The sequence below is a fragment of the Geobacillus thermocatenulatus genome, assembly GCF_002217655.1.
Lineage (GTDB): Bacteria > Bacillota > Bacilli > Bacillales > Anoxybacillaceae > Geobacillus > Geobacillus thermocatenulatus.
The window spans coordinates 318,883-332,981 of the sequence record NZ_NEWK01000001.1; the positions used below are offsets into that span (position 1 = coordinate 318,883).

The window sequence follows — 14,099 nt, forward strand, 5'->3', positions numbered from 1 at the left end:
GACGTGCATCGGGGGCAAGGTGCGCTTTTCTACATCATGCAGATGGGAGGAGCGCCCGTCGGCCTTAACTCGCCACAATTGTTTCTTTTGGAAGCTGATCGGTTGGGGAAAGCAATCCGCTTTGCCGTCGTTGTGCAAATTCTCGGAATGACGTCGGGCCTTCCAACAAATAAAATTGGATTCGTTGTTCGACCGCTTGGGCATAGGAACGCTCACAAAACGTATGGGGCGGAGAAGCAAAGGCTTCGGCTCCCTTTTCGGCAGCGAAACGGAGCACCGCGCTTCGGCGTCCCTCTTGCAGTTGTTTGGCGATGTTCGGATAGTCTTCATACGTTTGCGAATCCGTGTCATAAAGGCGAATGGTTGCTCCTTCCAGGGTGGGCACCACGCTCTCCTGTTCATCGATCACAAGAGCAATGATCATCCATGTTCCCTCCTCACCATTTCCTAGTAATTTCATAGGTTTAATAAAAATATAAAGGAGCAACTTCCGTTTGTAAAATTGAAAAAATAGAAGCGATGGTTCAAAAAATATGAAGATCTGTACAACGTTCTCCTGTATAATGGTCTAGTAAAAAACGAATCCATGCCTCCGTTGCGGGATGGCACGCTTCACTCGCAAATCGTCGTAAGATGCCGACGGTCAGCCCATGGGGAAAATCGGCAATTGACAGCGCCACCGTCCCTTTAGGGGGAGGGGTGACGGAGATTTTCGGTACAACCGCGACGCCAAACGACGCATGGACGTAGTATTTTAGCGCCAACATATTGCTCACTTCGGTTTCATATAACGGTTGAATACCGCGTTCGATCAACTTTTTTTCCAAATGGCGCCGAAATGGGCAAGCAGCGCTTGTCACAAGGAGGCGCTCATAGGCTAAGTCGTGAAGATTGATCGATGAACGTTTGGCCAACGGGTGGGAAGAAGGAACAAGAAGCACGACATCCTCGGAAAACAATGGTTCAAAGCTTGCCCCTGTTAACGATTCCGGAGTTGCGCAAATGGCGATGTCAATGTCTCCTCGCTCGACCATGTCGACAAGCGTTTGGCTGCTGTGAATTTGGATATTGAACGAAATGGCAGGGTGCTTGTTCCGGAAAGCGCTCAGCCAGGCAGGCAAACGATAGCTGGCTGTCGGCTCCATTGCTCCGATGCGGATGACGCCTCCTTCGCCCTCGATGCATTCTTTCAAGGTTTTTTGCAAGTGCTCGAAGCTTTTTAGCAAAAACGCTCCTTTTTCGCTGAGCAATCGGCCTGCTTCGGTCAACTGAAACGATTTGCCCCGTTCGATGAGGGTGACGCCAAGCTCCGACTCCAAGTTTTTAATATGGGTGGTAACGGTTGATTGGGCATAGTTCAATTCTTCAGCTGCTCGTTGGAAGCTACGGTGTCTCACGACCGCTTGGAATGTTCGGATGGTTCGTAAATCCATCTTGTTTCCTCCTTGACGTTCTCTTTTTCCCTATAAAAAAGGCAGATTGTCCGACAGGGGGCAATCTGCTTGCACGATCAGGGTGAGTGGGTGAAATCGTTCTTACAACGAGCCGGAAACAGACAGATGAAGGGCGGAGCCCAATTCTGATAAGCTTTCATCAAGCCGGCGCTTCAATTCTTCAGGCAGCGAGTAGCCCCCTTCCGGAAGACGGGTGACCCATTGATCGACAGCGTAGACGCCGCCCAACAAGTAGCGCGCTCCCAAGGCGGACAGAACAGGTTTCAATCCGTAGTCTATCGCGAGCAAATGGGCAAGGGAGCCTCCGATGAACAACGGAAGGATGACTTTGTGCTGCAATCCCTTTTGCGGCAGCAAATCCAAGTACGCTTTCAATATTCCTGTGTAGGCGGCTTTGTAAACGGGACTGGCAATGATGACGCCTTGGGCCTTCTCTACTTTTTGGTTGGCGGCTGCAATGGCGGGGCTGTCAAAGCGAGCCCGCACCAAATCATCAGCCGGCAAATCGGCTACGTGAATTTGTTCGATGGCAAATCCCTTCTGCCGCAAAGCTCGTTCGGCATACTCAATGAGTCCATTGAGGCGGGACGTGGACGATGGGTTTCCGTTGAGAATAACGATATTCAGCATGGAAACACTCTCCTCTATAATTCATATAGGAATACTTGGTTTTTGTTATCGTATCACGCGACAGATGATGTGTCAATCGTCTTTTTGCCAATTTCTCCATCTTGTGTGCAAAACGGTGATGGACATCTGTGCGCTGGAATGCGGCACCCGTTTTTCCCCTTCCGTTTGGCGTGCGGCCGCTTTGGTGTGAAAGGGATTCCAAATCGCCATGCTTCAAGGTAAACTAAATAAGGAATAATCACAGAGGAAGGGGACGCATAGGATGCTCGGAGCCATTGAAGCGGGAGGCACGAAATTTGTCTGCGCCGTCGGCGATGAACACGGCAACATCCATGAACGGGCGGTGTTTCCGACGACGACGCCGGAGGAGACGATGGCGCACGTCATCGATTTTTTCCGTCCGCACCGCATCGAGGCGATCGGCATCGGGTCGTTCGGTCCGATCGATTTGCGCCCGGACAGTCCAACGTATGGGTACATTACGAGCACGCCGAAACAGGCGTGGGCAAATTTCGATTTTGTCGGCGCGATGAAGCGGCATTTTCCGGTGCCGATCGGCTTTGACACGGATGTCAATGCGGCGGCGCTTGGCGAACAGCGCTGGGGGGCGGCGCGGGGGCTTGACAGCTGCCTGTACATGACGGTCGGCACCGGCATCGGCGTTGGGGCAATCGTCGAGGGCCGCTTGCTGCATGGGTTGCTCCATCCGGAGATGGGGCATATTTTGGTCCGCCGCCATCCGGATGACACGTTTGCCGGCGTCTGCCCGTACCATGGCGACTGCTTGGAAGGGATGGCGTCCGGCCCGGCGATTGAGCGGCGCTGGGGGAAAAAGGGGGCGGAGTTGGCGGACCGCCATGAAGTATGGGAGTTGGAAGCCTTTTATCTTGCCCAGGCGATCACCAACTACATCCTTGTTTTATCACCGAAAAAGGTGATCACGGGCGGAGGCGTCATGAAGCAGACACACGTGTTGCCGCTTGTGCGCCGCCATGTGCAGAAATGGCTGGGCGGCTACATTCGGCATGAAGCGATTCTCGAGAAGATCGATGAGTACATCGTCCCCCCAGCGCTTGGGGACAATGCCGGCGTGGCGGGTGCGTTGGCGCTCGCGGCGGTGGCAAATGAATAGCAAAAACGGCCGTTTACCGTCTTTGTTCAGGCGGTGGGGCCGTTTTTTGTTTGAAGGCAGGGATTTTGACCATTTGTTCAAAAAAACTTAGCGAAAAACCGACCTGTTGGTCAAAAAATATCGTTTTTGAGTTGCGAATCTTTATAACATTGGTTTATAATTAGTTTGACCATTTGGTCATGATTGATATGGAGGCGAGGACAATGATCCGTGTTCGACGGTTGGTGGAATGGCTGCAACAACAAGGTGTGCGCGCTGATTTGGTGAAGCCGCGCGCGGTGTTGCCGTCGTACCGGCAATGGATGAGGGCGAATGGGAAAGGAACGAGTGGCTGCCATGGATGAGCGGCGCACTCAATTTATTGAGGTGGCATTGAAATTATTTGCTGAAAAAGGGTATCACGCCACTTCCATTCAAGACTTGGTCGAGGCGTGGGGGATTTCCAAAGGAGCGTTTTATCACCATTTCGCCTCAAAGGAGGAGTTGTTGCTTTCGGTGCTCCGCTACTACAGCGAAAAAATGGTCGCGGACTTCATGGCGGACGGCGGGAAAGGGACGGAAAAAGAGCGGTTTGTCCGCCAGCTGGCTGCTCATTTTTCTCACATTCGCCAGTACAAAGACTTTTTGCGCATGATCATGTCGGAGCAATTGCCGAAAGTCAATCCGGAAGTGGAGCGGTACATGTTCCGCCAGCATGGGCGCCTTTTTTTATGGTATTGCACGCGCCTAACGGAGGTCTATGGCGAGGCGGTTGGTCCGTATGTGTATGATGTGGCCATGATGACGAACGGCATCATCCGGCAATATTTGTTTTATTTCTTTTTTCGCGAGGAGGAGTTTGATGCAGACGAGGCGGCCCGTTTTCTTGTGCGCCGCATTGATGCGATTGTCGCCAGCTTCACGGTTGATGAGCGCCCGCTTTTGACCGAGGAGTCGTTTGCGCCATGGATGAAACTGGAGGAGCGCGAGCGCGAGCGCCAGCGGGAGCGGCTGGCTTCCGCGTTCGACGCCGTCCGGGAGGCCGTCAACGGACTCAATCCGAAGCAGGCAAGCGATGTGCTGGAAGCCGTAGCGGCGCTGGAGGAAGAGCTGCTTGGGCGCAATGAGCCGCCGCGTGCCTATATCGTCGAAGCGCTGCTGTTGTATTTGCGGCATCAACAAGCGCCTCAACTGGCGTCGGCTTTGGATGCATTGGTCAAAGAAATGGATGAATACCAACGACAAAACGGATGGGAGAGAGAAGTATGGAAAAAGCGATAGCAGTGCCGACGAGCACTATTCGTCACCGCTCGCTGTTGATCACCGGGCTCATTATTGCCATGCTCTTTGCGGCGTTGGACGGAACGATTGTCGGAACGGCCATGCCGCGCATCGTCGGGGAACTTGGCGGACTCGGCGTCATGACGTGGCTGACGACGGCGTACATGCTCACGTCAACGACGGTCGTGCCGATTGCCGGCAAGCTCGCTGACTTATTGGGCCGGCGGATTGTCTATGTGAGTGGGTTGGTCATTTTTATGGCTGGTTCGGCGCTTTGCGGCATGGCGAACGATATGACCGAGCTCATCCTTTACCGCGGCATTCAAGGGTTAGGCGGCGGGATTATGATGCCGATGGCCATGGTTGTCATCGGCGACGTCTTTACCGGCAAGGAGCGGGCGAAATGGCAAGGGGTGTTCGGCGGCTTGTACGGCCTTGCTTCGGTGCTCGGCCCGCAAATCGGCGGCTTTATCGTCGATCACTTGAACTGGCGCTGGGTGTTTTACATCAACTTGCCGGTTGGCATTCTCGCCACGGTGCTGATTGCCATGGGGTTAAGCAAATATAAAGCCGAGGGGCCGGTGAAATTTGACATCGCCGGGATGGCGACGTTGACCGTGGGCGTCGTCAGCTTGCTGTTGGGCCTGACGTTTGGCGGCGACCGATATCCGTGGGGGTCGTGGCAAATCGTCTCGCTGTTTGTGGCGTCCGCTGTCTTTTTCGCTTTGTTCGTTTGGGCGGAAAAGCGAGCTGAAGAGCCGATCCTTCCGCTTTGGCTGTTTGGCAATCGGACGTTTACGCTGCTCAATGGCATCGGCTTTTTCATGAGCGTCGGCATGTTTGGCGCGATTATGTTTGTGCCGTTTTTCATGCAAGGCATCATCGGCGTGAGCGCCACCCAGTCCGGGACGATCATGACGCCGATGATGATCACGATGATCATCGGCAGCGTCGTTGGCGGCCGTTTGGTATATCGAATCGGGGTGAAAACGCAACTCGTCGCCGGCATGATCATTATGGCGTCCGCATTTGGGCTCCTTGGCACGATGGATGTCGATACGTCCAAATGGACGGCGACGATGTATATGATTATTCTCGGTCTTGGCACCGGGCTTGTGATGCCGATTTTGACGCTCGCCTTGCAAGAAAGCTTCCCAAAATCGGAGCTTGGCGTCGTGACCTCTTCGAGCCAATTTTTCCGCTCCATTGGGGGGACGTTCGGGATGACGGTGCTTGGCGCCATCATGAACCATCGGTCGAGCGTCTTGCTTGACGAGCGGCTCATGCCAAAGCTTGAAGCGCTGCCGGCGCAGGCGAAGGGGCTTGTCGACCGCTTCGCCGATATGATTCACACCGACCCGCAAGGCTTGTATTCCGTCTTGCTCAGTCCGGAAGCGATGGCGAAAATTCCAGCGCCGCTTCGAGACATGTTCGTGCCGGTGCTGAAGCAGTCGCTTGTCGATTCCCTGCAAGCCGTCTTTTGGTTCGGGCTCGCGTTTATCGCGGTCGGCTTGCTTTTCGTGTTCGGCTTGAAGCGGATCGTCTTGTCCGATCGGGCGGAGGCGATGAAGCCGTTGAAGCAAGGAACCGAGACCGAGTGAAGAAAAGGAAACGGCGGACCGCGCCTCGTTCGACCAGGCGGCGGGCCGCCTTTTTTGTGGGCGGCCATGAACAAAACGCCCGCGGAGCGATGAGACATCCAGAGGTAGGCGGCGGCTTGCTTTGTGCCGCCCATTTCGCCAGGTGGTTTCACCTAAACGCGATGCCCGGCGCCTGGCGGCTTCACGGTGACGATCGGCAACGGGCGGCTACGGCGCGCCCGCATCCGCGCTTTGGCCGAAGACGCGCGAGCGGGTGAGAAAGCGAACGCCTTCCGGGCCTTCGAGGGAAAACATGCCGCCGCGACCCGGAACGACGTCGATGATGAGCTGCGTATGCTTCCAATATTCGTATTGCGCCTTAGCGATGTAAAACGGGCAGCCGCCGATTTCGCCAAGCAACACGTCGGAATCGCCGACGATCAGCTCGCCGAGCGGATAGCACATCGGCGAGCTGCCGTCGCAGCAGCCGCCGGATTGATGGAACATGAGCGGGCCGTACTTGGCTTTCAGCTTTTCGATTAACGCTAACGCTGCTTCCGTGGCGATGACTTTCGGTTCTTCAGCCATTGGGTGTCCCTCCTTTGCATTCATGCATTTCGTTCTTTTTCGGTATGGACGGTCGATCGGCGGCCCGCCGCTTGGCGGAGAATGAGTGGACAACAGCGGCGTCGTCAAGGCAAAAGAGGGTGTCCCGAACGGACCGGGACACCTTATCAACATGATGGGCTCTTCACCTCAAAACGAGGAGGCGATGAAAGAGCGGGTGGGTGAGTATTAGAACAAGCCCAGTTTTTTCGGTGAATAGCTCACGAGCAAGTTTTTCGTTTGTTGGTAATGGTCAAGCATCATTTTGTGCGTTTCACGGCCGATGCCGGACATCTTGTAGCCGCCGAACGCCGCATGGGCCGGATAGACGTGGTAGCAGTTCGTCCAGACGCGGCCGGCTTGGATGCCGCGGCCGAAGCGGTACGCGGTGTTGATGTCGCGCGTCCAGACGCCGGCGCCAAGGCCGTACAGCGTCTCATTGGCGATGGCAAGCGCTTCATCATGGTCTTTAAAGGTGGTGACGGCTAAAACGGGACCGAAAATTTCTTCTTGGAAGATGCGCATCTTGTTATGTCCTTTGAAAATCGTCGGCTTGACGTAATAGCCGCCTGCGAGCTCCCCTTCCAGCATGTTCCGTTCCCCGCCGATCAAAAGTTCGGCGCCTTCCTGTTTGCCGATGTCGATGTATGACAAAATTTTCTCGAGCTGTTCAGAGGAGGCTTGGGCGCCGATCATCGTTTCGGTGTCAAGCGGGTTGCCTTGTTTAATTTGTTTGACGCGTTCAAGCGCCCGTTCCATAAAAGCGTCGTAAATCGACTCATGGATGAGGGCGCGCGACGGGCATGTGCACACTTCGCCTTGGTTCAGAGCGAACATCGTAAACCCTTCAAGCGCCTTATCGAGAAACTCGTCATTGTTGTCCATCACATCAGCGAAGAAAATGTTCGGGGACTTGCCGCCAAGCTCAAGCGTGACCGGCACGATGTTTTGCGAGGCGTACTGCATGATGAGCCGTCTGGTCGTCGTTTCACCGGTGAACGCCACTTTCGCCACGCGCGGGTTCGAGGCGAGCGGCTTGCCGGCTTCTAAGCCAAAGCCGTTCACAACGTTGACGACACCAGGTGGAAGCAAATCTTCGATGAGTTCGATGAGGACGAGGATCGATGTCGGTGTTTGCTCTGCCGGTTTCAAGACGACGCAGTTGCCGGCTGCGAGCGCTGGCGCAAGTTTCCACGCCGCCATGAGAATCGGGAAGTTCCACGGGATGATTTGCCCGACGACGCCGAGCGGTTCTTTGAAATGATAGGCGACCGTGTCGTGATCGATTTCTGAAATCGTGCCTTCTTGCGCGCGGATGCAGCTGGCAAAATAGCGGAAATGGTCGATGGCAAGCGGAATGTCAGCCGCGAGCGTCTCGCGGATCGGCTTGCCGTTTTCCCACGTTTCGGCGACGGCCAGCATTTCCAAATGTTCTTCCATCCGATCGGCGATTTTGTTCAGCAAACGGGCGCGCTCCGCTGGAGACGTGCGTCCCCAGGCGTCTTTGGCCGCGTGGGCGGCGTCAAGCGCCAGTTCGATGTCCGCCGCTTTGGAGCGCGGCACTTCGCAATACGGCTGTCCGGTGATGGGCGTGATGTTTTCAAAATACTCGCCGTCGACCGGCGGCACCCATTTGCCGCCAATGAAGTTTTCGTAGCGCTTTTTCAATGTGACAAGCGCGCCTGGCTGGCCTGGTTGTGCGTAAATCATCCCCGATTCCTCCTCCATTTGAGTTTTTTGTATTCGCTTACAAAGGAAAGAATATTATAAAAATTCTTTCCAATGAATACAATATCATGACTGGACAATACTGTCAAATCGAAAATATCCATGCAGCCGTATAGATGAAAAGGCGCCCCGCTGCGTTTGGGGCGCCCTTGGTTGGCTTCAAGGACTTGAATCGACGGTTCGGCCATCAATCGACTTCCAAGCCTTCCAGCCAGCGGCTTGCGTAGACGCTGCAAAGATGATGGAACACTTCGATCGCCTCGTTCGGATCGGCGGCGAAAAAGACGCTCGCGGCCGTTTCGTTTTCTTCGCGGACGAACTCAAGCAAAAAGTCGGTGGCGATCCGGTTGAACAAAAGAAGCGCGCTGTAGGAGCGCTCAAGTTGGCGTTTCCGCTCGAGCGGATCGTCGATGGATAAAAACGGCCGCTCATAGCGGGCTGTCATCTCGGACAGCCGGCGCTGGATCTTGCGCTGGGCGTCCGCGAGCATCGCCTCGATCGTCTGTGGCGATAGAAAGGTTTGCTCGCGCAGCATATAGCCCCAAATTTGCTTGAGCGCATGGGCCGATTCACTCGCAAACGCGATGTTGTTGAGCAGATCGGCAACGTATTGCTCGTCGTCATCGGCTTGAATGCGCAGCTTCATAATGATTTCGAGCACATCGGAATGAATTTTTTCTTTCCGCCACGATTTCGTCAGTTCATGAAGCAAGACGGAAAGCGAGCGTGCCAATTCTTCTTTCGTCATGATCAGACAGTCCTTTCCCAGCAACATCATTCTCTTTCCCATTGTATCATGACGGCTGTCTGGATAAAGGAGATCCGTTATGTTTCCGAATGGACTTAGAAAAACAGCGGTTGGGGCGAAGACCGGGAGCCCATCGTTTCATCCTATTTCGCGCAGGAGACTCCCACTTCAACGACCAAAAGGAGTAAGTGGGAGAGGAATGCGCGTTCCCCCTTTCTTTTGTGTATGATCGAATAAAGACGTGGAGAAAACCGTTCAATAAAGGCACTCCAATAACTGCTACTCGATGTATGGAGTTAGTTACAGGAAATGTTGTAACCGTAAAACATCGAGCGTAGGTCCGTCTGTTGTGTGTGGAAGCCAAGTACTGCCAACAGACACACCGAGAGAATCGGTAACGATGCAGGCATGACCGGCGTCGTTGGGTAGTCGTCAACCTGCCCCCTGATGCAACCTCAAGTCAAGGAAGGAGGACGACGTCCGTTTGCACTTCTGGGGAGTTGCAAGCCCCCACTTCAAGCGTTAGCTAAGTGGGGGCAGTTGACAGACGATGCATAGGTCTAAAAGGGATGTCGCTTCGCTGTCCACTGCTGGTGATCGAGGTGCCAGTTGCTCAATGAAAAGAGTTGACGTATGATGGAGTCAAAAACAGCGGCATATGTCTGAAGAGAGGAAAGAAGGCAGCGTCAAAAGTTGGATGAAAACGCCATACAGACGATTCCATTGAGGATTCGCCCTTGACCGCCCCCATCAAAGGTGCGAAGGGTTCGCCCAGGACGACGGGGGCAAAAAAGAAAGCGATCGAAAAGCCGTCGTTCCCATCTCCAAATGTTCACTTCGACACGGTTCGGTTGGTCAAAGGTCATCCGGAAAAAAGGAAGGGGAGAAAAGATGAAACCGGTTCGTTTGCGCGGCCATCATTTGCTTTGTGTGCACGGATTTCGCGGCATGGGCTACAGCCCGTCGTTTGTGGAAAAAATGTGGGAGATCGTGGCCCGCATTCGCGATGAACACGACGATTTCCCGATTGAAGTCGTCGCGGCGCTTGACGAGGCTTGCCTCGCCTGCCCTCATCATGGGGAGACAACGTGTGAAGCCGGCCCGAATTCGGATGCTCACGTCCGTTCGCTTGATGGAAACGTCATTCGCCATTTAGGCTTGGAACCGGGCAATGTGTATTGGAAGTCCGAACTGATCCGGCGGACGGCGGAACGAGTCAAGCCGGATGATTTGGACGAGTTGTGCCGCAACTGCTCGTGGCTGCCGTACGGCGTCTGCAAAGAAGGAATCGCCAACGTCCGCCGCGGCAATGTGGCACAAACGTGAGGCAGAGCGGCCGTTTTCGGAAACATCAAGGAGGAACGATGGAAAAACGGCGTTGCGCTGAACCAGCATTCGTTCGTCAAGGCGGGGGATCTGTGGCAGCGCCGCCTTTCCGACATGGCCTCATCTGTTTGATGGGGAATCATGGCCGGCGATGGCGGCGGTTTTGGACGTTGGCGGAAATTTCTAAAAAGTGAATAGTTCCATGGGCGGAAAAATGTGATATGATAAACAATTATAGAGACTTTCGACAGAAAGGGTCATGAACGATGAAAGTAGCCAAATTCGGTGGAAGTTCGGTGGCGAGCGCCGCGCAATTCCGCAAAGTGGCCGATATCATCAGCTCCGATATCGAGCGCCGCATCGTCGTCGTGTCGGCGCCGGGGAAACGGTACAAAGACGATGTCAAAGTGACCGATATGCTCATAAAGCTGGCTGAACAAGTTGTGGCTGGCGAGCCGCATGAGGAAACGATGGAAGCGATCGTGAAGCGGTATGCGGACATTGCCAATGAGCTGGGGCTGGAAGCTGACGGCTTTTTGGCCGAGCTTGTCGATGATTTGCAGTCGAAAATCAGCGCCTATCGAAGCGAGCCGCCTCGATTGTTTGACGCCATAAAAGCAAGCGGCGAAGATCATAACGCAAAGCTTATGGCGCTCTATCTGCAAGATCGCGGGCTTGAGGCGAGCTACGTCAGCCCGCTTGAAGCCGGCATCATCGTCACCGATGAGCCGGGCAACGCCCAAGTGCTGCCGGAGTCGTATGACAAACTAAAGCAGCTTCGCGAACGCCGCGGTGTGCTCGTAATCCCGGGCTTTTTCGGGTATTCCCCGTCCGGCCATATCGTCACGTTCCCGCGCGGCGGGTCGGATATTACGGGCTCGATCGTCGCCGCGGGCGTCAAAGCGGACGTGTACGAAAACTTTACCGACGTCGACTCGATTTATTGCGTCAATCCGTCCATCGTTGCCGATGCCCGCAAGCTGAAAGAAATCACGTACCGCGAGATGCGCGAGCTGTCGTATTCCGGTTTTTCCGTCTTCCATGACGAGGCGCTGGAACCCGTCTATCGCGCCGGCATTCCTGTCTGTGTGAAAAACACGAACAATCCGGCTGCCCCAGGCACATGGATCGTTGCCAAGCGCAACCACATCGAAGAACCGGTTGCCGGCATTGCGAGCGACACGGGCTTTTGCAGCATCAACATCAGCAAATACTTAATGAACCGCGAAATCGGCTTTGGCCGGCGCGTGTTGCAAATTTTAGAAGACGAAGGCATCTCCTACGAACATACGCCGTCCGGCATCGACAACATGTCGATCATTTTGCGGGCGGATCAGCTTGCGGAGGGAAAAGAGGAGCGCATCCTCGCCCGCATCCGCGAAGAGCTTGCCGTCGATGAGGTGACGATTGAGTACGGCTTGGCGCTCATTATGGTCGTCGGCGAAGGGATGGAAAAAACGATCGGGATGGCGGCGAAAGCCACGACCGCACTTGCTGATGCCAACATCAACTTGGAGATGATCAACCAAGGCTCGTCCGAAGTGAGCATGATGTTCGGCGTGAAGGAAGAAGTCGTCAACGAGGCGGTTCGCGCCTTGTACAACGCCTACTTCCAACAGGCAGCCGTCAGCCCCCTTTCTTAATGTGAAACAGGCGTCCGAAACTCGGGCGCCTATTTTTTATGAACCGAGAAGCTCGTCAGCCCGACAAATCCGCAGAATGACAAACTGGCCTATTTTTTATGAACCGAGAAGCCCCCATTTTCGCGCGATCAGCGGAAGGGGGAATCCATCAGCATCTTCCATCACGGATGTTCCCCAACGCTCCCAAAGTGTCTTGAAAGAAGGATTTCGTTGGGACAGCCAAACCGCAGGGACAGACGGGGATGGTCTGGCTGGCAGTCTGCCTTATGGCAGGTGTCCCCGAGAATCTCCCGCCTCTAAGCGTTTGCGTAGAGGGGAGAGCGTTCAAGCGCTCTAAGCCGGGCTTTCTTCTTTATTTTCGCTCATTGGCGTACATAATAGCGGTGTGTTCGGAAAATACTACCAATGTATGCCGAAGAAAGCGAAAGGGAGGAAAGAATGGATGCGGCAGTGGCTAGGAATGGTCGTGATGGTCGCCGTTTTCGCTTCGTTTCCAGCTGGAGCGGCCGCCATCAGCCGAAGCGAGCTGGAGCAGTACGCTCGAAGCGTCGGCTGGACAGTGAGCGACTTGTTGGACTATTTGGATCGATACGGCTTGACAGCCGCCGATTTTCGCACGATGGATGAGCTGAAGCAATGGCTCGGCACGCCCATAACCGACGAGCGGCTTCACGCCGTGCTGCGCCGGCACGGACTGACGGTCGAGGAGCTCGAGGCGCTGCTTGGCCAGTTTGGTGAAACAGTGCAAGACTACCCATTTGTCGAAGACTTGGACCGGGCCATCCGTTTTTACTCACAGCACAACGCCGCCATGCAGCAAATCAACGACTTGCTTGGGGCCATGGGGATGACGGAACAAGAAGTGCGCGCCCTCACCCGTCATATCGCCTCGCTTGACGGCCCGCAGGTAGCGGGGGGGCTTTTGGCGCTTCGTGAGCGGCTGCGCCCGTTTGCGGAGACGGAAGGGCCGTGGACGGATAAAGAGCGCCGCCAACTGCGGGAGATGTGGGAAGAGGGGCTTCGCCTGCTTGAACTTGAGGCGGACGTGCCGGACATCAAGACGGCCGGAGCGGCGCCGATCCATGTTCGCTTGTACACCCGCCAAGGCGAGAAGGTCGCCGATATCGCCATAACGCGCGAGATGCTCGCATCAGGCTACATCATCCGCGCTGGGGAGAAAGGCATTGACGCCGGGCTGCTGGCTGTTGAGATGAAAGGAAAGATGTATGGAGAAAAACTGCCGGAGACGGCGTCGCCGTATTTGGCCTATACATGGGCCGGGCTGCTGCTCGCTTCTGCCGGGTTTCTTCTTTACCGGTGGGTCGGGCGGCTGAAAGGGTGAAGGAACGTGAACGGCAAGCCCACGCGGTTTTCGTGGGGGCGCCGGGCCGCGCAATGGGCGGCGCTTTGGGCGATCGTCGTCGGGGCGGCGACAGCCGGCTGGAACGGCTATTGGTACACCGTCGGCCGGATGGCGGTCAAGCGTGATGCCCCTCAGCCTTCCCCACCGCCGACCGCACCCCCTCCAACGGAACGCTCGACGCAAAAAGACGCGCCGCTTGGCGCCCGCCTTGGCGAACTCGCCATTCCGAAGCTCGGGGCGGTGATTCCGGTGTATGAAGGCGTCCGTGAACAAGAATTGCGTCGAGGTGTCGGCCATTACCCAGCGAGCGATTGGCCAGGGGAAAAAGGGCATGTTGTGCTATCTGGGCACCGCGATACTGTGTTCCGCCGCTTTGGCGAGCTCAAGATCGGCGATGCGCTCGTCATTCGGACGGATCGCGCGGCCATCCATTACCGCATCGTCAACATCCGCATCGTCGATGACGACGACCGGACCGTTTTGGTTGACAAAGCGCGCCCAACGCTGACGGTGACGACGTGCTACCCGTTTCGCCTCATCGGCCGCGCTCCGAAACGCTGCATCGTCACCGCCCGCCCGGTCCGGGTCGAGGCCCTGGCGTTTCCAAGAGGATGATCCATTTGCCTGCC

14 protein-coding genes are annotated in these 14,099 nt (G+C 55.4%); 8 read left to right on the top strand and 6 right to left on the bottom strand.

Going from position 1 to position 14,099, the window contains the following annotated elements:
• Positions 1-64: 64 nt before the first annotated feature.
• The 3 genes from B9L19_RS01620 to ssuE all read right to left on the bottom strand — a co-directional run bounded on the left by B9L19_RS01620 (position 65) and on the right by ssuE (position 2,084).
• Positions 65-424 carry a NifB/NifX family molybdenum-iron cluster-binding protein gene (locus B9L19_RS01620; protein WP_025949173.1) on the bottom strand — a complete coding sequence of 120 codons (360 nt, stop codon included), beginning with the start codon at positions 422-424 and terminating at the stop codon, positions 65-67.
• Between the two features lie 100 nt (positions 425-524).
• Positions 525-1,433 (bottom strand): LysR family transcriptional regulator, encoded by a 909-nt coding sequence (locus B9L19_RS01625; protein ID WP_025949172.1) that lies wholly within the window; start codon positions 1,431-1,433, stop codon positions 525-527.
• 102 nt (positions 1,434-1,535) lie between these two features.
• Positions 1,536-2,084, bottom strand: coding sequence for an NADPH-dependent FMN reductase (gene ssuE / locus B9L19_RS01630; protein WP_025949171.1), 549 nt, complete (start codon positions 2,082-2,084; stop codon positions 1,536-1,538).
• Between the two features lie 262 nt (positions 2,085-2,346).
• Between ssuE and B9L19_RS01635 the strand changes: the two genes are divergently transcribed.
• From B9L19_RS01635 to B9L19_RS01645, 4 genes are all read left to right on the top strand, one after another.
• The gene (locus tag B9L19_RS01635; RefSeq protein WP_025949170.1) at positions 2,347-3,216 is read left to right on the top strand and encodes an ROK family protein; all 870 of its coding nucleotides are present in this window, start codon (positions 2,347-2,349) and stop codon (positions 3,214-3,216) included.
• Between the two features lie 203 nt (positions 3,217-3,419).
• Positions 3,420-3,560, top strand: a complete 141-nt coding sequence (locus B9L19_RS18900; RefSeq protein WP_025949169.1) for a hypothetical protein — start codon at positions 3,420-3,422, stop codon at positions 3,558-3,560.
• Positions 3,553-4,476, top strand: a complete 924-nt coding sequence (locus B9L19_RS01640) for a TetR/AcrR family transcriptional regulator (protein ID WP_025949168.1) — start codon at positions 3,553-3,555, stop codon at positions 4,474-4,476. The genes B9L19_RS18900 and B9L19_RS01640 overlap by 8 nt, the downstream gene beginning before the upstream one ends.
• Complete coding sequence (locus B9L19_RS01645) at positions 4,461-6,077, top strand: MDR family MFS transporter (protein WP_025949167.1); 1,617 nt, start codon at positions 4,461-4,463, stop codon at positions 6,075-6,077. The genes B9L19_RS01640 and B9L19_RS01645 overlap by 16 nt, the downstream gene beginning before the upstream one ends.
• A 207-nt stretch (positions 6,078-6,284) precedes the next feature.
• Here B9L19_RS01645 and B9L19_RS01650 read toward each other — a convergent pair whose 3' ends face one another.
• From B9L19_RS01650 to B9L19_RS01665, 3 genes are all read right to left on the bottom strand, one after another.
• Entirely contained in the window at positions 6,285-6,644 is a 360-nt protein-coding gene (locus B9L19_RS01650; protein ID WP_015375908.1) for a DUF779 domain-containing protein, read from the bottom strand.
• 207 nt (positions 6,645-6,851) lie between these two features.
• Positions 6,852-8,372, bottom strand: a complete 1,521-nt coding sequence (gene adh / locus B9L19_RS01655; RefSeq protein WP_089113818.1) for an aldehyde dehydrogenase — start codon at positions 8,370-8,372, stop codon at positions 6,852-6,854.
• A gap of 205 nt (positions 8,373-8,577) precedes the next feature.
• On the bottom strand, positions 8,578-9,165 hold the full coding sequence (locus B9L19_RS01665) for a hypothetical protein (RefSeq protein WP_025949164.1): 588 nt from the start codon (positions 9,163-9,165) through the stop codon (positions 8,578-8,580).
• Between the two features lie 864 nt (positions 9,166-10,029).
• Between B9L19_RS01665 and B9L19_RS01675 the strand changes: the two genes are divergently transcribed.
• The 4 genes from B9L19_RS01675 (at position 10,030) to B9L19_RS01690 (ending at position 14,085) form a co-directional block, all read left to right on the top strand.
• The gene (locus B9L19_RS01675; RefSeq protein ID WP_025039145.1) at positions 10,030-10,464 is read left to right on the top strand and encodes a DUF1284 domain-containing protein; all 435 of its coding nucleotides are present in this window, start codon (positions 10,030-10,032) and stop codon (positions 10,462-10,464) included.
• Between the two features lie 266 nt (positions 10,465-10,730).
• A complete protein-coding gene (locus B9L19_RS01680; protein ID WP_025949163.1) occupies positions 10,731-12,107 on the top strand; it encodes an aspartate kinase in 1,377 nt (458 codons plus the stop codon).
• Positions 12,108-12,549: 442 nt separating this feature from the next.
• The gene (locus tag B9L19_RS01685; RefSeq protein WP_025949162.1) at positions 12,550-13,449 is read left to right on the top strand and encodes a processed acidic surface protein; all 900 of its coding nucleotides are present in this window, start codon (positions 12,550-12,552) and stop codon (positions 13,447-13,449) included.
• Positions 13,450-13,455: 6 nt separating this feature from the next.
• Positions 13,456-14,085 carry a class D sortase gene (locus B9L19_RS01690; protein WP_025949161.1) on the top strand — a complete coding sequence of 210 codons (630 nt, stop codon included), beginning with the start codon at positions 13,456-13,458 and terminating at the stop codon, positions 14,083-14,085.
• Positions 14,086-14,099 lie beyond the last annotated feature (14 nt).